This window comes from Phytohabitans flavus, from assembly GCF_011764545.1.
Classification (GTDB): domain Bacteria; phylum Actinomycetota; class Actinomycetes; order Mycobacteriales; family Micromonosporaceae; genus Phytohabitans; species Phytohabitans flavus.
Genome location: NZ_AP022870.1, coordinates 599016 through 616824 on the forward strand (window position 1 = coordinate 599016; position 17809 = coordinate 616824).

Here is a 17809-nt window from a genome sequence, read left to right on the forward strand (position 1 = left end):
GTCGCGGCGACCGGAGTGTCTGGCTCCTGAGCTGTCGCTCAGTAACAGTGGCGGGACCGCGCCGGACTCACACCGGGCTTCCTCCGCATGTCGCCGCGGGTTGCGGAGACCAGCCTAGCTGCCCGTAGTATCCGGCGGGTGTCCGACTCCTTACCTCGCACCGGCCCGGACGCCTGCCCGGGCGCGATCCAGGTGCACCAGGCCCTCGACGGCGGCCTGGCCCGCATCCGCGTGCCCGGCGGCGCCCTGACGGCGGCGCAGTGGCGCACGGTGACGGAGGCGTCGGCCGAGTTCGGCGACGGCGGGCTGGAGCTGACCTCGCGGGGCAACCTCCAGGTCCGCGGTCTGGCGACCGGCGCGGAGGTGTCGCTCGCCGAGCGACTGTCGGTGGCTGGCCTGCTGCCGTCGGTCACCCATGACCGGGTACGGAACATCGTCGCCTCGCCGCTCAGCGGGCGGGACGGCCGAGGGGTCGTCGACGTACGCCCGCTCGTGGCCGCGCTCGACGCCGCCCTGTGCGCCGACCCGGCGCTCGCCGACCTGCCGGGCCGCTTCCTCTTCGCGCTCGACGACGGGCGGGGCGACGTGGCCGGGCTCGGCGCGGACGTGGGGCTCCGCGGCCGTACCGTGCTGCTCGCCGGCCGGGACAGCGGGCTGCGGGTGGCGCCCGACGAGGCCGTGGCGGCGCTGCTGGCGGCCGCGCACGCGTTCCTCGCCGAGCGCACCGTCCAATGGCGACTGTCCGAACTGGACGACGGGGTGGCGCGGGTCGCCGCGCGGCTCGGCGCGACGCCTCCCGGGCTGCCGGCCGCGCGACCCGTCTCGTGGGGCCCGATCGGCCCGGTGCCCCAAGTGGACGGCCGGGTCGCGGTCGCGGCGGCGGTACCGCTCGGGCGACTTTCGCCTGACCAGGCGCGGCTCCTGCGCGACGCACCGTCCGTCATCCTCACGCCGTGGCGCGAGGTCGTGCTGCCCGACCTGCCCGACGAGGGCTTCCTGGCCCGGCTCGACGAGGCCGGCTTCGCCACCGATCCCGACTCACCCTGGGTCGGGGTGACCGCCTGTGTCGGCGCGCCGGGATGCGCCCGCGCGCACGCCGACGTACGGGCCGACGCGCTCGAACACCACAGCGGAAACCCGTCGCACGGGCTGCCGGTGCACTGGGTCGGCTGCGCGCGCGCCTGCGGCAGCCCGGCCGGCGAGCACCTGCGGATGGAGGCGACCGCGGACGGATACGTAACAGCATGACTGAGCACGCCGAGTACATAAAGGACGGTGCGGAGATCTACCGGCGGTCGTTCGCGACGATCTGCGCGGAGGCCGACCTGTCCGGGCTGCCGGACGACGTGGCGCGGGTGGCCGTTCGCATGATCCACTCGTGCGGCATGATCGACCTCGTGACGGACCTCGCCTGGTCGGCCGGAGCGGTCGCGGCCGGTCGAGCTGCCCTGCGCGGCGGCGCGCCGATCCTTTGCGACGCCGGGATGGTGGCCGCCGGGGTGACCCGCCGCCGGCTCCCCGCCGACAACGAGGTGGTGTGCACCCTCGGCGACCCCCGCGTGCCCGCGCTCGCCGAGCGGCTCGGCACCACCCGCAGCGCCGCCGCGCTGGAGCTGTGGCGCGACCGCCTCGACGGCGCGCTCGTCGCCGTGGGCAACGCGCCGACCGCCCTCTTCCGCCTGCTGGAGCTTGTCGCCGAGGGTGCCGGCCGCCCCGCCGCGGTGCTCGGCATCCCGGTCGGCTTCATCGGCGCGGCCGAGTCGAAGCGGGCCCTCGCCGCCAGCGACCTCGAACACCTTGTGGTGCACGGCCGCCGCGGCGGCAGCGCGATGACGGCGGCGGCCATCAACGCCATCGCCAGCGAGGAGGAGTGATGGGTGCGGGGCGGCTGTACGGCGTGGGGCTCGGGCCGGGCGATCCGGAACTGGTGACCGTCAAGGCCGCCCGGCTTGTCGAGCGGGCGGACGTGATCGCGTACCACAGCGCCCGCCACGGCCGCAGCATCGCCCGCTCGGTCGCCGAGCCGTACCTGCGCGCGGGGCAGATCGAAGAGGCGCTCGTCTACCCGGTGACGACGGAGACGACCGAGCACCCGGGCGGCTACCGAGGCGCGCTCGACGAGTTCTACGCGGAATGCGCCGCACGCCTGGCCGCCCACCTCGACGCCGGCCGGGACGTGGTGGTGCTGTGCGAGGGCGACCCGTTCTTCTACGGCTCGTACATGCACATCCACAAGCGACTGTCGCACCGGTACACCACCGAGGTCGTACCCGGCGTCACCTCGGTCAGCGGTGCCGCGGCGGTGCTGGGCCGCCCGCTGGTGGAGCGGGACGAGGTGCTCACCGTGCTGCCGGGCACGCTGCCCCCGGACGAGCTGGCCCGCCACCTCGAGGGCGCCGACCCCGCGGCGGTCCTCAAGCTGGGCCGCACCTTTGGCGCCGTGCGCGAGGCGCTCGACTCGGCGGGCCGGCTGGACGAGGCGTGGTACGTCGAGCGCGCCACCACCGACCGCCAGCGCGTCGTGCCGCTGTCCGAAGTGGATCCCGAGTCGGTGCCCTACTTCGCGCTCGCGGTTCTGCCCAGCCGGGTGGCCGCCGTGCCCCCACCCTCGGTCGCTGCCACCCGACAGGACGGCCATGGCGAGGTCGCGGTCGTGGGGCTCGGCCCGGCCGGGCGGGAGTGGACGACGCCGGAGGCCCAGGCGGTGCTGGCCGAGGCGGACGACCTGGTGGGCTACGGGCCGTACCTCGACCGGGTGCCGCCCAACCCCCGCCAGCGGCGCCACCCGTCCGACAACACCGAGGAGGCGGCGCGGGCCGCGTACGCGCTCGACCTGGCCGCCGCCGGCTCGCGGGTCGCCGTCGTCTCCTCGGGGACCCGGGTGTGTTCGCGATGGCGAGCGCGGTGCTGGAGGTGGCCGCCCAGCCCCGGTACGCGGACCTGCCGGTGCGTGTGGTGCCCGGGCTCACCGCCGCCCAGGCCGTGGCGAGCCGGGTCGGTGCGCCGCTGGGGCACGACTACTGCGTGCTGTCCCTTTCGGACCGGCTCAAGCCGTGGGACGTCATCGCCGAGCGGCTCACCGCCGCCGCCCGCGCCGACCTGGTCATCGCCATCTACAACCCGGCCTCGCGCGCCCGGACCTGGCAGGTGGAGAAGGCCCGCGACCTGCTTCTCGAACACCGGGCGCCGGACACGCCGGTGGTCGTCGGGCGGGACGTAGGCGGGCCAGCGGAGGAGGTACGGGTGGTGCGCCTCGCCGACCTCGATCCGTCCACTGTGGACATGCGGTGCCTGCTGATCGTCGGCTCCTCGACGACGCGGCAGGGAGCGGGGGAGCCGTGTTCACCCTCGGCGATACCCCTGAGCCAGCCGACCGCTTCGTCCACGGTGGACGCCGCCCGGACGCCCTCGGGCATCGGCGGCCGGTCGACCATGACGACCGGGATGCCCCGCTGGCGGGCCGCGACGAGCTTGGCGGCCGTCATGGTGCCGCCACTGTCCTTTGTGACGAGGGTGTCGATCGCGTGCTCCCGCATGAGCGCCAGCTCGCCGTCCACCGTGTACGGCCCCCGGTCCAGGATCAGGTGATGGCTGGCCGGGAGCGGGGACGACGGCGGGTCGACGGTGCGTACGAGGAAGAAGAGATCGAGACCGGCGAAGGCGGCGAGGCTCTGCCGTCCCGTGGTGAGCATGACGCGCCCGCCCAGCGTGGTAAGTACCTCGGCGGCCGCCTCGACGCTCGGCACCCGCCGCCAGTCGTCGCCGGGCTCTTCGGTCCAGCCGGGGCGGTGCAGGGCGAGCAGCGGTACGCCGGTGGCGCGCGCGGCGGCCACGGCCGAGGCGCTGATCCGGCTTGCGAACGGGTGCGTGGCGTCGACAACCGCGCGGACCCGCTCGCGTACCAGCCACGCCGCGAGCCCTTCCGGCCCGCCGAAGCCGCCGACCCGCACCTCACCCTCGGGGAGGCGCGGGTCACGTACCCGGCCGGCGAGCGAGGTCACCACGTGCCAGCCGGCCGCGTGGGCCGCCAGCGCGCGGGCCTCGCCCGTGCCACCGAGGATGAGCAGTGTTCGCACGGCTCAAGTCTCCCGACCCTGGTCAGCCGCCGTCACCGAGGGTGGGGCTAGGCGGTGGACCGCCGCCTAGCGCGGTAGGCAGATGCAGAACGGGTGGCCGGCCGGATCGATGAGCACCCGCCACCGGTCGCCGCCGGGCTGGAACTCCGGCTTGGTGGCGCCGGCGGAGAGGCACAGCTCCTCGGCCTTGTCGAGGTCCTCCACGCGAAGGTCGAAGTGGAACTGCTTGGTGCCACCCGGGTTCGGCCAGGCCGGCGCCTGGTAGTCGTCGACCCGCCCGAACCCGACCGACGCCGTCCCGTCGCTGATCATCGCGTACTCGGCCTCGCTGTGCGTAATCTCCCAGCCCAACACCCTGCGGTAGAACTCCGCGAGGGCGGCGGGGTCGGGGCTGTCGATGTTGACCATGATGAGGTTAGCTATTCCTGTCATGCCTGCCACCCTGCCCGTGGGTGGGTGACATCTCCTGTCAGGATCTTCGACGGTTTAGTCACAGGCGGTGCCGTCGCCGTCCCGGTCCAGGTCGTAGATGTCGCTGCCGATCACCCGGACGGGCCCGCTGACGTACGCCGGCCCGTTGCCGCTGCCACCGGCGCAGTCCACGTCGCTGGCGATCGGTACGCACCCGCTGTAGTTGGGGTCGCATTGCCGGGTCGGCGCGCTCTTCTTCGTCCCGACGGCGGTCACCTCGGTCACCGGCTGCTTCGTGACGGCCTGGCTCAGCAGCTTGCGCCCCGTCTCCTTCCCGCCGGTGTACGTCACCTCGTAGGTCAGCGTCTTCACGCCGGCGACGCCCTTGGTCCGCACCTTCCGCGTGCCCTCGGCGAGGGTGGAGTCCTTGACGGTGGTCCGCTTGAACGGGATCTTCTGCGTGGCGGTCACCGTCTTGACCTCCACGGCCGGCGTCGGCGACGGCGTGGGCGTCGGTTCGGCACTCGGCGTCGCCTCGACGTCGGCCGCCTCCGTCTCGGCCGGCGTGGCCAACGACTCGGCGGCGACGTCGGCGGTGTCCGGTGATCGTTCCGGCTCGGCCGAGGCGCATGCGACCAACATGCCCGCGACACTGATGGCCACGGCGACGCGGAGCAGTACCTTTCGCACCCTCATGTTCCGACCCTCCATAGATGTGAGGGCCCGTACGGTACAGCCGGTTCGGCGTTGATCACCGTCGGTCGTTGATCTGGTCAAGGCGCGCCTTTGGCCACGCTCCCACCGCGAATGTTCCTCCGGTGTGGCTCCCTCGCCGTCTTGGCATCCGCCGATCAAGGACCACCGGAGCCCAGACAGCCCACCGATTCCGCCCAGGTCCGTACCTGGGCGGGTCAGCGGGTGCGGGCGGCGGAGTAGAGGTGGCTGTCGGGGAACTCGGTGGCCGTCAGGGTGCGGCCGACCACGATGACGGCCGTGCGCTTGACGGCGGCCTCGGCTACCTGGGTGGCGATGGTGGCCAGGGTGCCGCGGAGGACGACCTCGTCATCGCGGGAGGCGTAGGCGACCACCGCGGCCGGGCAGTCGGCGCCGTAGAACGGGGTGAGGGCGGCCGCCACGTCGTCGATGCGCTGTACGGCCAGGTGCAGCACCAGCACCGCGCGGCTCGCGGCCAGCGTGGCCAGGTCCTCGCCGGCGGGCATCGGGGTGGCCTGGCCGGTCACGCGGGTGAGGATCAGGGTCTGGCCGACGCCGGGGACGGTGAGCTCGCGGCCCAGCGAGGCGGCGGCCGCGGCGAAGGCGGGGACGCCGGGGGTGACGTCGTACGGGACGCCGGCCGCGTCCAGGCGGCGCATCTGCTCGGCCATCGCGCTGAAGATGGACGGGTCGCCGGAGTGAAGGCGGGCGACGTCGTGGCCGGCCTCGTGCGCGGCGACCAGCTCGGCGACGATCTCGTCGAGCGTGAGGCTGGCGGTGTCGACCTTGCGGGCACCGGGTGGGCAGGCGTCCAGCAGGGCGGCGGGGACGAGGCTTCCCGCGTACAGGCAGACCGGGCTCGCCGCTATCAGGTCACGTCCGCGGACGGTGATCAGGTCCGCGGCGCCGGGGCCCGCGCCGATGAAATGCACGGTCACAGGGCTGCCCCTGGGAACGGCCGGACCACCGACCACTGGACCACCGGCAGCGCCGGGCGCCACGCGGTGAAGCCGCCCACCGCGCCGGCGCGGCTCACCTCGACGCGGGTCAGGTCGCCGCCCACCTTGGCGTGCCAGCCGGCCAGCACTGCCTCGGACTCCAGCGTCACCGCGTTGGCGACCAGGCGGCCGCCGGGGGAGAGGGCGGCCCAGCAGGCTTCCACCAGGCCGGGCTCGGTCACGCCGCCGCCGACGAAGATGGCTTCCGGCTCGGGGAGGCCGGCCAGCGCGGCGGGCGCCCGGCCTTCCACGGTGATCAGGTCGGGTACGCCGAGCGCGAGGCAGTTGGCGCGGATGCGGGCGGCGCGGGCCGGGTCGGACTCGACGGCGACCGCGCGGCAGGAGCGGTGGGTGCGCATCCACTCGATGGCGATGCTGCCCGCGCCGGCGCCGACGTCCCACAGCAGCTGCCCGGGTGCCGGGGCGAGGCGGGCGAGCGTGATGGCGCGTACCTCGCGCTTGGTCAGCTGTCCATCGTGGAGGTACGCGTCGTCGGGCAGGCCGGGGACCGCGGGCAGCACCGAGGTACCGGCGCACTCCACGGCCACGATCGTCAGTGGGTCGGCTGCGGGCCACGGGGACGCGGCGGAGCCGCTCACGATCCGCTCGCCGGGGCCACCCAACTGTTCGAGAACGGTCAACTGACTGTCCCCGTACCCCCGGCTGGAAAGGATGCCCGCGACGGTGGCCGCGCCCGCCCCCAGGATCAGCAGGCGGCGGCCCGGGGTGATGTAGGGGTGTAGCAGCTCGACCGGGCGGCCGACCAGGCCGACCACCTCGACCTCCTCCATGGCCCAGCCGAGGCGGGCACAGGCGAGCGACATCGAGGAGGCGGCCGGGAGCACGGTGACCCGGTCGGGGCCGAGGATGCGCAGGATGGCGGCGCCGATGCCGTGGTGCATGGGATCGCCGCTGGCCAGGACGCACACCCGCCGGCCCCGGTGCGCGTCGAGCAGGCCGGGGAGGGCAGGCATCAGCGGCGAAGGCCACGGGAGGCGCTCGCCCGCGAACGAAGCCGGGACCAGCGAGAGCTGGCGGCGGCTGCCGAAGAGCACCTCCGCGGCGTGGACCGCGGCCTGGGCATTTTCGGACAGGCCGGCCCAGCCGTCGGCGCCGATGCCGACCACGTGCACGTCAGGCATTGCCGAGCACCCGGGTCACGGTGATCTCGATGACGACGCGGCTGGGGTTGGCGCGGGGACGCGGTAGCGCTCGGCGTAGCGGCGTTCGGCCTCGGCGACGGCGGCCGGGTCGTCGCGGACCACCGCGCGGCCCTCCAGAGTGGACCAGCGGCGGCCGTCGATCTGGCAGACCGCCACACGGCCTGTGGCGGCGGCGTTGCGGGCCTTGCGGGAGTCGCGCGAGGTGATCACCCGGGCGATGCCGGCCGCCGGGTCGAGGGTCACGCCGACCGGGGTGACGTGCGGCGAGCCGTCCGGACGCAGCGTGGTGAGCGTGCAGAGATGCCGCTCGCGCCAGAACGTCAGGAACGACTCACCCGCCAACTCCATCCCCATCGTCAGTCGTTGAAGACCTTGGCGAGCGCGTCGCGGAAGCGGCGCTCGGGCTCGGTGACGACGTCGCCGCCGATGCCGAGAATCCCGCCCGAGGGTGCCGCGGTGACCACGTGCTCGGCGATGCCGACCAGCCAGTGCGAGTACGCGCCGGCCTCGCCCTCGTCGACCTTGCCGCGCAGCAGTGCGGCCGCCTCGCCGGCCCGGCCGAGCACGTCCGCGATGTACGCATCCGGGTCGCCCGGGTGGATCGGCGGCAGCTCCTCGCCGGTCTCCGGGTCGCCGGCCCGCGACACGACCTCCTGCGCGACCGCGGCGACCAGCGGGCTCGCGCTCTCACGTCCGGCGGCGGCGGCCTCCAGCCCGGCCGCGCCCTCGGCGAGCGTGCGGCGGGTGCCGTCCGACTCGGCCGCGCTGGCGGCGGTGAGTACCGCGAGCGGCAGGCCGCTGAGCAGGCCCCACTCCTGGTCGGAGAAGCCGAAGGTCGAGTACACCGGTTGTTCGGTCACGGGGGAAGCCTTCCTTCTGTTGGACCGGCGGCTTCGAAGGAGCGCCGGGACCTCGGCACAGGTTAGATCAGCCCGCCTCCGCGACCAGCAACCCCTGGTCGCGGACGACCGGCACGGACAGCGTCTTGTACCCGACGTCGTCGAACAGAACCGTCATCCGGTCCGACTCGTAGGAAAGCACCATGCCCAGGCCCCACTCGGCGTGCCGCACGGTGCTGTGCAGCGGGAACGGGCCGCGCTCGGCCTTCTTCATCGGCCGGGTGTGGCCGGCGGCGCAGTTGTCGCAGTGCCCGCAGGGGTGGGCGAGGTGCTCACCGAAGTACGCGAGCAGCGCCCGCCCTCGGCACGAGCCGCTCTCGGCGAAGGCGCGCATCATGTCGGTACGCGACCGCTGCACCGCCTGCTGCCGCCCAGCTTCGGCGCGGGCGGCGCGAGCCGCGTCGACCGGCTCGGGGGCGTACCGGGGCGCGGTCAGCTTCTGCCCGACCGCGGTGGCGGCGCCCACCTGCTCCAGCAGGCCGACCAGCTGGCCCAGCTTGCGGGTGCCGAGGCCGGTGCGCTCGCGCAGTGCGGTGCGGGTCAGCTCGCCGGTACGCAGCACGGCGGCCAGGTCGCGCAGCTCGGTCTCGTCCGGCGCGCCTCCGGTGAAGAAGCGCTGCAACCCGACGTCTTCGGCCCGCCACAGCAACAGCGCCCGGGCCGGTGCCCCGTCCCGCCCGGCGCGGCCGATCTCCTGCTGGTAGCTGTCCGGCGAGTCCGGCAGCGCCACGTGCGCCACCCAGCGGATGTCCGGCTTGTCGATGCCCATGCCGAACGCGGAGGTCGCCACCATCACCGGTATCCGCCCGGCGAGGAAGTCCTCGTGCCGCCGCTCGCGTACGCCCGCGGCCATCCCGCCGTGGTAGGCCGCCGCGGCGAACCCAGCCGACGACAGCCGCTCGCCCAGCTCCTCGGCGGCGCGGCGGGTCGGCACGTACACGATGCCGGGCCGCTCGTCCTCCCGCAGCAGCGCGAGCAGGCGGCGCCACCGGTACTCCTCGTCGGGGCAGTGGGTCACCTCGAGGAAGAGGTTGGGCCGGTCCAGCCCGGAGACGACGACGAGCGGGTCGCGCAGCCGGAGCCGCTCGATGATGTCGTCGCGTACCGGCGGCGAGGCGGTGGCGGTCAGCGCGACGACCGGCGGCCGGCCGATGCCCTCGATCATGCGGCCGAGCGCGAGGTAGTCGGGGCGGAAGTCGTACCCCCACGCGGAGATGCAGTGTGCCTCGTCGACCGCGACAAGGGCCGGGCGGAGCGCCTTCACCTCGGCGAGCCGCTCGGGGTCGGTGAGCTGCTCGGGCGTGATGAAGAGGAAGCGGGCCAGCCCCTTGCGGACCGCCTCCAGCGCCGCCGACCGCTGCCCGGGCGTCTCGGCCGAGCTGACCCGGACGGCGGAGATCCCCGCGCGGTTGTTGAGGGCGTTGATCTGGTCCTGCTGGAGGGCGAGCAGCGGCGAGATCACCACGGTCGGCCCGGTCAGCATCAGCGCCGGGACCTGGTACACGGCCGACTTGCCGCCGCCGGTCGGCAGCACGACGAGCGCGTCCCGGCCACGCAGCAGCGCGCGCATCGGTGCGAGCTGCCCGGGGCGCAGGCGGCGCCAGCCGAAATGGGTGCGGGCGGCACGGCGCAGCCGCCGGGAGAGGAGGAAAGGAAGTCTCATGGCGCCGCCATCGTGCCCCACGCACCCCAGCGGCAAACAGCAGATTCTCTAGGCCGGCTCGTCCGGCCGGACCGGGCCCTCGCCGGGCTGGCCCTCGGGGCAGCGCAGGCGCAGGTACTGGTGGCCGAACGGCTTGTCGATCAGCCAGCAGTGGTGCGGCTCCTCGGTGCCGGGATGCGCGTACCCGTCGAAGAAGCGGCACGTGACGCACATCTTCGTGACCGGGATCTGGCCCTCGCGCTGCATCCTCCGGATCTGGCCGGCCACCACCCCGAGCAGCCGGTGCTGCTCCTCCTTGTCGATGTTGTGCAGCTCGGCGAGCAGGTCGGCGGCCCAGTTGAGCAGCTCGGGCGACTGCGCGCGGCCCTGCTCGGTCAGCGCGATCCGCACCGCGTGCGGCGCGTACGACGGCGAGGGGTCAACGCTTACCAGACCCTCGCGGGCCAGCGTGGCGATCGCCGACATCGTCGCGTGGCTGGTCATGTTGAGGTCGGCCGAGAGCTCGGACAGCGGGTACACCTCGCTGCGGCGGCTCAGCAGGAGCAGCACCTGCTGCTGCGCGATGGTCCGCTCCAGGTATCCCGGGCTTTCCGCCGCCTGGACGGCCACGGCTACACGAGTCAGGCCGGTGGCGAGCTGGCGGGTAGAGGTTTCCAGGTCCACGCCTATCTATCCCTGGGTTGGCGACGCTTCGAGGGAGCCTTATTTCCCCTGGCCTTTGCCGAACATCGACCGGATGGCGGCCAGCAGCAGGAGCGCGCCGAGGATCGACCCGACGACGCGGACGGCCGGAATGTCGAACCAGCTCCGGTCCTCGGCGGCGAGGGTGGCGGCCGAGAGCAACACGTCCATCCCAGCACTCTTTCACGATGTGGCAACAGCGCGCAGCGCCTGGTCCGCGCCGGTACCAGGCATACCGCCACAAAGGCCTGCCCGTCTAGTGAGACTTAATAGAAAGGTTTATTGACTATTTCTGGGATCCGGTGTGACCATGGCATCTACCCGCCGGACCGGCGGGGACTGTCCACTATGGAGTACGGGGGCCACATGTCGGAGACCAGCCGAGATCTGCTTCGCCTCGCCAGCGCGGTGTTGCAGCCGGGTTTCGAGGGGACGCTCCCACCGACCTGGGTGCGCCGGTGGCTGGGCGAGGGACTCGGCGGCGTGGCCCTCTTCGGCCGCAACATCGCCAGCCCCGCTCAGGTCGCCGAGCTCACCGCCGCGCTGCGCGCCGAGCGGCCCGACGTGGTCGTCGCGGTCGACGAGGAGGCCGGTGACGTCACCCGCTTCGAGACCTGGCAGGGCAGCTCGCGCCCGGGCAACCTCGCCCTCGGCGCGGTCGACGACGTGGCGCTGACCGAGGCGGTCGCCCGCGACCTGGGCCACGACCTGGCCGAGGCGGGGATCACGCTCGACTATGCGCCGGACGCGGACGTCAACAACAACCCGGACAACCCGGTCATCGGCGTGCGGGCCTTCGGCGCCGATTCCGACCTCGTCGCGCGCCACACCGCCGCTTGGATCACCGGCCTCCAGTCGGCCGGCGTCGCGGCCTGCGCCAAGCACTTTCCGGGACACGGCGACACAAGCGTGGACTCGCACGTGGACGTGCCGCGGATCGGGTCGTCCCGGTCCGAGCTGGACGAGCGGGAGCTGCCGCCGTTCCGGGCCGCGATCGCGGCTGGGGTACAGGCCGTGATGACCGGCCACCTGCTCGTCCCGGCCGTCGACCCGGACCGCCCGGCGACGCTGAGCCGGCTGGTGCTCACCGACCTGCTCCGCGACGAGCTGGGCTTCGCCGGCACGGTGATCACCGACGGCATCGAGATGAAGGCGCTGCGTACGCGGTACGGGCTCGAAGGTTCCGCCGTGCAGGCCCTCGCCGCCGGCGTGGACGCGATCTGCGTGGGCGGCGACCACGCCGACGAGGCGACCGCCGTCCGCCTGCGGAACGCGATCGTCGCGGCTGTCGCCTCGGGCGAGCTGCCCGAGGAGCGGCTCGCCGAGGCGGCCAAGCGGGTCGAGCAGCTGGCCGCGTGGACGGCCCAGGCTCGGGCCGCGGCGGTGTCCGACCGGGCGGGTGGGGTCCCGGTCGGGCTCGCCGGTGCCCGCCGCGCGGTCCGCGTCACCGGCGTCGCGTCCGCGCTGCCGCTGGCCGCCGCGCCGCACGTGGTGGAGTTCGAGCCGCCGCGCAACTTCGCGATCGGTCCCGAGACGCCGTGGGGCGTGGCGGTACCGCTGGCGGCCCTGCTGCCCGGCACGACCGCGGCGCGGCTCTCCGCCTCGGCGGCCGACAGCGACTTCCTCGCCGCGGCGACGGAGCGGCCGCTCGTGCTCGTCGTCCGCGACATCCACCGGAACGAGTGGATGGCGCGCACCGTGGCCACAGCGCTCACGGTCCGGCCGGACGCGATCGTGGTGGAGATGGGCGTACCGGCGTCGGTGGTGGGCGCGACGCACGTAGCCACGTACGGTGCTACGCGGGCGAATGGCGAGGCCGCCGCGGAGGTTCTCGCCGGCCGTTCTGTCCACAGCGGATAGTGCCCCCACGGATACGCGCGGTGGCGCTATCGTCGCTTCCGTGACCGAGCGGTGGCAGCGCGCATTGATGGTGCCGTCGTGGATCCGTTGGCTGCCCTGCTCGTTCGCGTATCTCACGGTCGTGCCCGACCAGCACCGCTTCTCCCGCGAGGCGTGGTCGATGCTGCCGTGGGACAAGGCGGTCTGGTGCGACCCGGGCTCGGTCGACGACTGGGTCGCCCAGGCACAGCGCCACCACCCGCGCCGCGAGGCCGACCACGCCGAGCTGCACGCCCGCGAGCACTACGACCGGGTGGTGCGGGTGCGGGCCGCGCGGGTCGAGCAGTTCACCGAGATGTGCCGCCGCCGCGCGCTGCCCGTACCGCACACGTTGGAGGAGTTGCTTTACTGCCTCGCGAGGTTCGGACTGTTCGAGATGGACGGTGAGTGGGTGACGCCCCGCCTGGAGCAAAACCCGATCGAGGTGCTGCCGCTCACCGGCGACGAGATCGTCAACGAGGAGCGGGCCCAGCAGGACGACCGCGCGGTGCTCGTCGCGATCACCGTGCGGGCACTGGCCGAGCGCACCCGCCCGCGCTGGCGGCGCCGGCAGGTCAACGCCGACCTGAGCGGGTTCGCGGCCGCACTGCGGATGCCGGAGGCCGAGGTGCGGCGGGCGCTCACCCGCCTCGGCGAGATCGCCGGGCTCCAGGTCAACCCACCGCCGGCCGTGGCCCGCGACCGGGTGCGGATCACGGTCGCCTGGCCGTCGTTCGCCCGCCGTTTCCCCTTCGACGACCTGCCCGCGCCGGAGCACGCGGTCTGACTCCGGCCCGCCGCCGGCTTGGCGGGGAGCGTGGGCCACGTACTCTGGTCCGCGTGACGAAGCGACTGACCGCCCGCGTGGCGATCGGCCTGGCAATCGCCGCCGCCGTGTTGACCGGGTGCAGCTCCGAGGGTGCCGACACGAGTTGTGGGCTCGACCAGTGCACGGTGACATTCGATCGAGGTGTTGAGGCCCAGGCCAGCGTGCTGGGCGTCGACGCGAAGCTGGTGAGCGCCCAGGGCGACCAGGTGACCGTCGAGATCGCCGGTGAGCAGCTGACGCTGACCGTGGGCCAGGGCGGCACGGAGGTCGCCGGCCTCAACGTGACGCTGGAGAGCGTCACCGACAGCAACGTCGTGGTGAAGATCGCCAGACCGTAGGCGGTTGGTCCCTGTTTGATCGGGCAACGTAGTTTTCTCGCCCGATTCGAAGGGGATAAAGCCGGACGTGAACACACCTCTGTGGGCGGTCCTGTCGACGCTCGGCGCCGCGGTGGTCGCCCTCGCGGTGGTGGAGGTGGTGCACCAGGTCCTGCTCCGGCTCGGCCGGCGCTACGTCCTGTTGCGGGAGCTGGCCGACCACGCGTACCGCCCTGCCCAGGCCTCGATGGCGATCTTCGCGATCGAGGGCGGGGTGCGGGCCACCGCCGGCACCTTCGCCGGCCGCGACCTCGTGGTGCACCTGCTCACGCTCGCGGTGATCGCCGGGTTCGCGTGGCTGACCGCCGCGCTCGCGCTCGTCGTCGAGGACGTGGCGCTCCAGACGTTCCGTACCGACGTGCCGGACAACCTGCGCGCCCGCAAGCGCCAGACACAGGTGCGGGTCCTGCGCCGGGTGACGGTCGCGGCGGTCGTGGTGGTCACGGTCGGCGTCATGCTGACGACGTTTCCCCATATCCGGGCGGTCGGCGCCAGCCTGCTCGCCTCGGCCGGCATCATCGGCGTCGTGGCGGCGCTCGCCGCGCAGAGCACGCTGGGCAACATCTTCGCCGGGCTCCAGCTCACGTTCAGTAACGCGCTCCGCCTCGACGACGTCGTCGTGGTGGAGGACGAATGGGGCCGGATCGAGGAGATCACGCTGACCACCGTCATCGTGCAGATCTGGGACGACCGGCGGCTGGTCATGCCGACCACCTACTTCACCACGCGGCCGTTCGAAAACTGGACCCGTACCGGCTCGGCCGTCCTCGGCACCGCCGAGTTCGACCTGGACTGGTCGGTGCCGGTGCAGGAGATGCGCGAGGAACTGCGCACCCTGATGGAGGGGAGCCACCTGTGGGACGGCCGGGTGTGCGTCCTCCAGGTGATCGACGCGGTGGGCGGCACGATCAAGGTGCGCGCGCTTATCAGCGCCGGCGACGCGCCGACGCTGTGGGATTTGCGCTGCCTGGTCCGCGAGCACTTCGTCGGCTGGATCCGGGACCGCCAGCCCACCTCGCTGCCCCGGGTGCGGGCCGAGGTCGGCGACGGCGCCAACCGGCTGGCCTGGCAGTGGGTGCGCCCCTCGGCCGCGCACGACGTCCGGCCCGGCCGCCGCAACATCCCGATGGAGCCGGACGACGACGCCCGGATCTTCGGCGGCGACCCGGAGGGCGAGGCCCGCGCGGCCGAGTTCGAAGGTCCGCCCGACCCGGCCCGCCCCGGCGGGACCCGAACCTGAGGCCGCGCGGTTGGCATCCTCCTAAGCTGGGCATTGTCCCTGACAGAGGGTGAAGGAGGACACCATGGCCGATGTTCTCGAACGCGGTCCGGCCCGCCCGCTGAGCGAGCAGTCCACCGCCGAGCTGGTGCAACGCGCCAGCGAACAGATCTCCTTGCTGGTCCGCGACGAGCTGGCGCTCGCCAAGGCCGAGCTGGCCGAGAAGGGCAAGCATGCCGGTCTCGGCATCGGCCTCTTCGGCGGCGCGGCCGCGTTCGCCTTCTACGGGGTCGGTGCGATGACCGCCACCGGCATACTCCTGCTTGCTCTTGTCCTGCCGGCGTGGCTCGCCGCGCTGGTCGTGACCGTCGCGGTGTTCCTCTGCGCTGCGATAATGGCCCTCGTCGGCAAGCGACAGCTGAGCCGGGCCGTGCCGCCCGTACCGGAGGCGGCCGCGTCCGGGCTGAAGGCCGACGTGGACACGGTCAAGGGGGCCGTGCGGGCGCGGGCCAATGGCCATGGCGAGGGGGCGTGATGGTTTCGACGAACGGCAGGGTCTCCGCCAACGGCAAAGTGGACACCGAAGCACTGCGGGCAGAAATCCGGCAGACGCGGGCAGAGCTGGGCGAGACGGTACAGGCATTGGCGGCCAAGGCCGATGTCAAGGCGCGGGTACGCCGCTCGGCCGCGCATACCGCCGAGCGGGCCAGGGAAAACCGGGTGCAGTTGGCGGCCGCCGCGACGGCGGTTACCGGTGTGCTGGCGGCGATCGTGGTGTTGATGGTGCTGCGGAAGCGTTCCCGTTGAGCCGCGGGCTCCGGGACGGATGAGGAGGGGCCACTTTGGCCAAGGTCGTGAACAAGGTGGCGTACAAGCCGGTCGGCATCCTGCTGGGCATCGGCGCGGGCATCGTGGCTGGAGCGATCTTCAAGGAGGTCTGGAAAATCGCGTCCGGTGACAACGAAGCGCCCAGCGCCACCGACGAGGACCGTGGCTGGGGCGAGATTCTCGCCGCCGCCGCCCTACAGGGAGCGATATTCGCCGTGGTCAGAGCGGCTGTCGACCGTGGCGGGGCGACCGGCGTGCGCCGCCTGACCGGTCGCTGGCCGTCCTGAAACGGACTCGCCTATCCCCTTCTTAACGGCGGATCAGGTCACATGTCGGAGAATTTCCTCCGGTAGACTGTGCGAAGTTTTTGCGTACGTGGTTTGCTGTTCCACGCTGTTCTAGAGATGGCGTGGTTGGGAAGACTCCTTCACGGCGCCAGTGCTCGAAAACGGCCAACCGGCCGCCGCACCGGGTGCTCGGCCGCCAGTTTCAGAAGGAGATACAGCATGGCGCAGGGAACCGTGAAGTGGTTCAACGCAGACAAGGGCTTCGGCTTCATCACCGTTGACGGCGGGGGTTCCGACGTCTTCGTCCACTTCTCGGCGATCCAGACCAGCGGTTACCGGACGCTGGAGGAAAACCAGCGGGTGGAGTTCGAGATCGCCCAAGGCCAGAAGGGCCCGCAGGCCGAGCAGGTCCGCCCCATCTGATCGAGCCTCGACAGCGTCGAGCCCCCGCGTCCACCAACGGGCGCGGGGGCTCGGTGCTATCGGTCTCCGGCCGTTCCTTGGTTTTCCGGCGCCTGCCGGCGGCGCAGGCGTAAGCCGACGCCGACCAGGACGATGCCGAACACTGCCACGATCGGGCCGACCACCGCCCACAAGCGATCGTCGGTCATCACGCTGCCAGACAGATAGCCCAGCCCTTGCAGCGTCCAAACGGCGCCCACCACTACGGCGAGCATCCCCAGCGCGAGTGGTAACCACGCCTTCACGGACGTGCCTCCCTTACCAGCGGTCGTGGACCAGGGGGCGGATGAGTTCGTCGTACACCTCGGCGACGGCGGCATGCGCCTCAGGGGTCAAGCGTGCCAGGTCAGCGGCCGCGGCGTTGGCCCTTGCCTGCTCCGGGCCACGGGCACCCGGGATCACCACGGTCACGCCCGGCAGGTCGGCGATCCACCGCAGCGCCCACTGAGCCATCGTCGCGCCCGGCGGGACCAGCGGCTTCAGGCGGCGGACGGCTTCCAGGCCCACCTCGTACGGCACGCCGGAAAACGTCTCACCCACGTCGAACGAGTCGCCGTGCCGGTTGTAGTTGCGGTGGTCGTCGGCGCCGAACGTGGTGTGCTCGTCGTACCGCCCGGAGAGCATCCCGCTGGCCAGCGGCACCCGGGCGATGATGCCCACCCCGGCGGCGGAGGCGGCCGGCAGCACGGCCTCGATGGGCTTGTGGCGCAACGCGTTCAGGATGATCTGCACGCTCGCCACACCTGGGCGGGCGATCGCGGTGAGCGCCTCCTCGACCCGCTCGACGCTCACGCCGTACGCCCCGATGCGCTTCTCCTGGACGAGCGTGTCGAGCGCGTCGAAAACCGCGTCTGTCGAGTACACCGGCGTGGGCGGGCAGTGCAGTTGCACAAGGTCGAGCGTGTCGACGCCGAGGTTGGCGCGGGATCGGTCATTCCACGCGCGGAAGTTGTCGATGTTGTACGCGGACGGCTCCTGCGGCACGCGCCGCCCCATTTTGGTCGCCACGGTCAGGCTGGGGCCGGCGGGGTGCTGGCGCAGGAAGCGGCCGATGATCTGCTCGCTGCGGCCGTCGCCATACACATCCGCGGTGTCCAGGAACGTGACGCCGGCGTCGACCGCGGCGCCGAGCGTCGCGAACGCCGCGTCCTCGCTCACCTCGCCCCAGTCCGCGCCGAGCTGCCAGGCACCGAGTCCGATTACTCCAACATCACGGCCTAATCCTGCTGCGTCCGCCTGCGCGGCGCTTGCGCCCGATGGCGCTACGGGCGCGGCTGCGGACAGCCGCGCGAAGCTGCGCTTCTCCACGGGCACACACTAGCGC

21 protein-coding genes, 2 pseudogenes and 1 riboswitch are annotated in these 17809 nt (G+C 72.8%); of the genes and pseudogenes, 11 read left to right on the forward strand and 12 right to left on the reverse strand.

The window, feature by feature from the left end:
* Positions 1-4: 4 nt before the first annotated feature.
* A riboswitch (cobalamin riboswitch) is annotated at positions 5-129 on the reverse strand.
* Between the two features lie 9 nt (positions 130-138).
* From cobG to Pflav_RS02645, 3 genes and pseudogenes are all read left to right on the forward strand, one after another.
* Positions 139-1248, forward strand: coding sequence for a precorrin-3B synthase (gene cobG, locus Pflav_RS02635; RefSeq protein ID WP_232070945.1), 1110 nt, complete (start codon positions 139-141; stop codon positions 1246-1248).
* The gene (locus Pflav_RS02640) at positions 1245-1874 is read left to right on the forward strand and encodes a precorrin-8X methylmutase (protein ID WP_173033470.1); all 630 of its coding nucleotides are present in this window, start codon (positions 1245-1247) and stop codon (positions 1872-1874) included. Before cobG ends, Pflav_RS02640 begins: the two co-directional genes overlap by 4 nt.
* Positions 1874-3204 (forward strand): annotated as a pseudogene (locus Pflav_RS02645) (precorrin-2 C(20)-methyltransferase); the annotation flags it as partial. The gene Pflav_RS02640 and the pseudogene Pflav_RS02645, both read left to right, overlap by 1 nt.
* Here Pflav_RS02645 and Pflav_RS43085 read toward each other — a convergent pair.
* The 10 genes and pseudogenes from Pflav_RS43085 to Pflav_RS02695 form a co-directional block, all read right to left on the reverse strand.
* Positions 3114-4076 (reverse strand): cobalt-precorrin-6A reductase, encoded by a 963-nt coding sequence (locus Pflav_RS43085; RefSeq protein ID WP_232070946.1) that lies wholly within the window; start codon positions 4074-4076, stop codon positions 3114-3116. The pseudogene Pflav_RS02645 and the gene Pflav_RS43085 overlap by 91 nt on opposite strands.
* A gap of 66 nt (positions 4077-4142) precedes the next feature.
* On the reverse strand, positions 4143-4508 hold the full coding sequence (locus tag Pflav_RS02655) for a VOC family protein (protein WP_173033474.1): 366 nt from the start codon (positions 4506-4508) through the stop codon (positions 4143-4145).
* A gap of 54 nt (positions 4509-4562) precedes the next feature.
* A complete protein-coding gene (locus Pflav_RS42775; RefSeq protein WP_232070947.1) occupies positions 4563-5183 on the reverse strand; it encodes a G5 domain-containing protein in 621 nt (206 codons plus the stop codon).
* A 215-nt stretch (positions 5184-5398) separates the two neighbouring features.
* Positions 5399-6139 (reverse strand): precorrin-4 C(11)-methyltransferase, encoded by a 741-nt coding sequence (gene cobM / locus Pflav_RS02665; protein ID WP_173033476.1) that lies wholly within the window; start codon positions 6137-6139, stop codon positions 5399-5401.
* Positions 6136-7341 carry a precorrin-6y C5,15-methyltransferase (decarboxylating) subunit CbiE gene (gene cbiE / locus Pflav_RS02670; protein WP_173033478.1) on the reverse strand — a complete coding sequence of 402 codons (1206 nt, stop codon included), beginning with the start codon at positions 7339-7341 and terminating at the stop codon, positions 6136-6138. Before cbiE ends, cobM begins: the two co-directional genes overlap by 4 nt.
* A pseudogene (locus Pflav_RS02675) lies at positions 7334-7716 on the reverse strand (PPOX class F420-dependent oxidoreductase). Before Pflav_RS02675 ends, cbiE begins: the two are co-directional and overlap by 8 nt.
* Positions 7717-7718: 2 nt before the next feature.
* Positions 7719-8222, reverse strand: coding sequence for a hypothetical protein (locus Pflav_RS02680; RefSeq protein ID WP_173033480.1), 504 nt, complete (start codon positions 8220-8222; stop codon positions 7719-7721).
* Between the two features lie 67 nt (positions 8223-8289).
* Positions 8290-9924 carry a RecQ family ATP-dependent DNA helicase gene (locus Pflav_RS02685; RefSeq protein WP_173033482.1) on the reverse strand — a complete coding sequence of 545 codons (1635 nt, stop codon included), beginning with the start codon at positions 9922-9924 and terminating at the stop codon, positions 8290-8292.
* A 48-nt stretch (positions 9925-9972) separates the two neighbouring features.
* A complete protein-coding gene (locus tag Pflav_RS02690) occupies positions 9973-10587 on the reverse strand; it encodes a MarR family winged helix-turn-helix transcriptional regulator (RefSeq protein WP_173033484.1) in 615 nt (204 codons plus the stop codon).
* A 39-nt stretch (positions 10588-10626) separates the two neighbouring features.
* Positions 10627-10776, reverse strand: a complete 150-nt coding sequence (locus Pflav_RS02695) for a hypothetical protein (RefSeq protein ID WP_173033486.1) — start codon at positions 10774-10776, stop codon at positions 10627-10629.
* Between the two features lie 195 nt (positions 10777-10971).
* Here Pflav_RS02695 and Pflav_RS02700 point away from each other — a divergent pair, with 195 nt between their 5' ends.
* From Pflav_RS02700 to Pflav_RS02735, 8 genes are all read left to right on the forward strand, one after another.
* Positions 10972-12465 (forward strand): glycoside hydrolase family 3 protein, encoded by a 1494-nt coding sequence (locus Pflav_RS02700; protein WP_173033488.1) that lies wholly within the window; start codon positions 10972-10974, stop codon positions 12463-12465.
* A gap of 40 nt (positions 12466-12505) precedes the next feature.
* Positions 12506-13270, forward strand: coding sequence for a DUF6042 family protein (locus tag Pflav_RS02705; protein WP_173033490.1), 765 nt, complete (start codon positions 12506-12508; stop codon positions 13268-13270).
* A 44-nt stretch (positions 13271-13314) separates the two neighbouring features.
* Entirely contained in the window at positions 13315-13650 is a 336-nt protein-coding gene (locus Pflav_RS02710) for a hypothetical protein (RefSeq protein ID WP_173042191.1), read from the forward strand.
* A 67-nt stretch (positions 13651-13717) separates the two neighbouring features.
* A complete protein-coding gene (locus Pflav_RS02715; protein WP_173033491.1) occupies positions 13718-14929 on the forward strand; it encodes a mechanosensitive ion channel family protein in 1212 nt (403 codons plus the stop codon).
* A 64-nt stretch (positions 14930-14993) separates the two neighbouring features.
* On the forward strand, positions 14994-15443 hold the full coding sequence (locus Pflav_RS02720) for a phage holin family protein (protein WP_173033493.1): 450 nt from the start codon (positions 14994-14996) through the stop codon (positions 15441-15443).
* Entirely contained in the window at positions 15443-15715 is a 273-nt protein-coding gene (locus Pflav_RS02725) for a DUF3618 domain-containing protein (protein ID WP_173042192.1), read from the forward strand. The genes Pflav_RS02720 and Pflav_RS02725 overlap by 1 nt, the downstream gene beginning before the upstream one ends.
* A 47-nt stretch (positions 15716-15762) precedes the next feature.
* The gene (locus tag Pflav_RS02730; RefSeq protein ID WP_377310869.1) at positions 15763-16023 is read left to right on the forward strand and encodes a DUF4235 domain-containing protein; all 261 of its coding nucleotides are present in this window, start codon (positions 15763-15765) and stop codon (positions 16021-16023) included.
* A 219-nt stretch (positions 16024-16242) separates the two neighbouring features.
* The gene (locus Pflav_RS02735) at positions 16243-16446 is read left to right on the forward strand and encodes a cold-shock protein (RefSeq protein ID WP_173033499.1); all 204 of its coding nucleotides are present in this window, start codon (positions 16243-16245) and stop codon (positions 16444-16446) included.
* A 56-nt stretch (positions 16447-16502) separates the two neighbouring features.
* Here Pflav_RS02735 and Pflav_RS02740 read toward each other — a convergent pair whose 3' ends face one another.
* Together Pflav_RS02740 and Pflav_RS02745 are read right to left on the reverse strand one after the other, a co-directional pair.
* Positions 16503-16700 carry a hypothetical protein gene (locus Pflav_RS02740; protein WP_232072600.1) on the reverse strand — a complete coding sequence of 66 codons (198 nt, stop codon included), beginning with the start codon at positions 16698-16700 and terminating at the stop codon, positions 16503-16505.
* Positions 16701-16743: 43 nt separating this feature from the next.
* The gene (locus Pflav_RS02745; protein ID WP_232072602.1) at positions 16744-17685 is read right to left on the reverse strand and encodes an aldo/keto reductase; all 942 of its coding nucleotides are present in this window, start codon (positions 17683-17685) and stop codon (positions 16744-16746) included.
* Between the last annotated feature and the right edge of the window lie 124 nt (positions 17686-17809).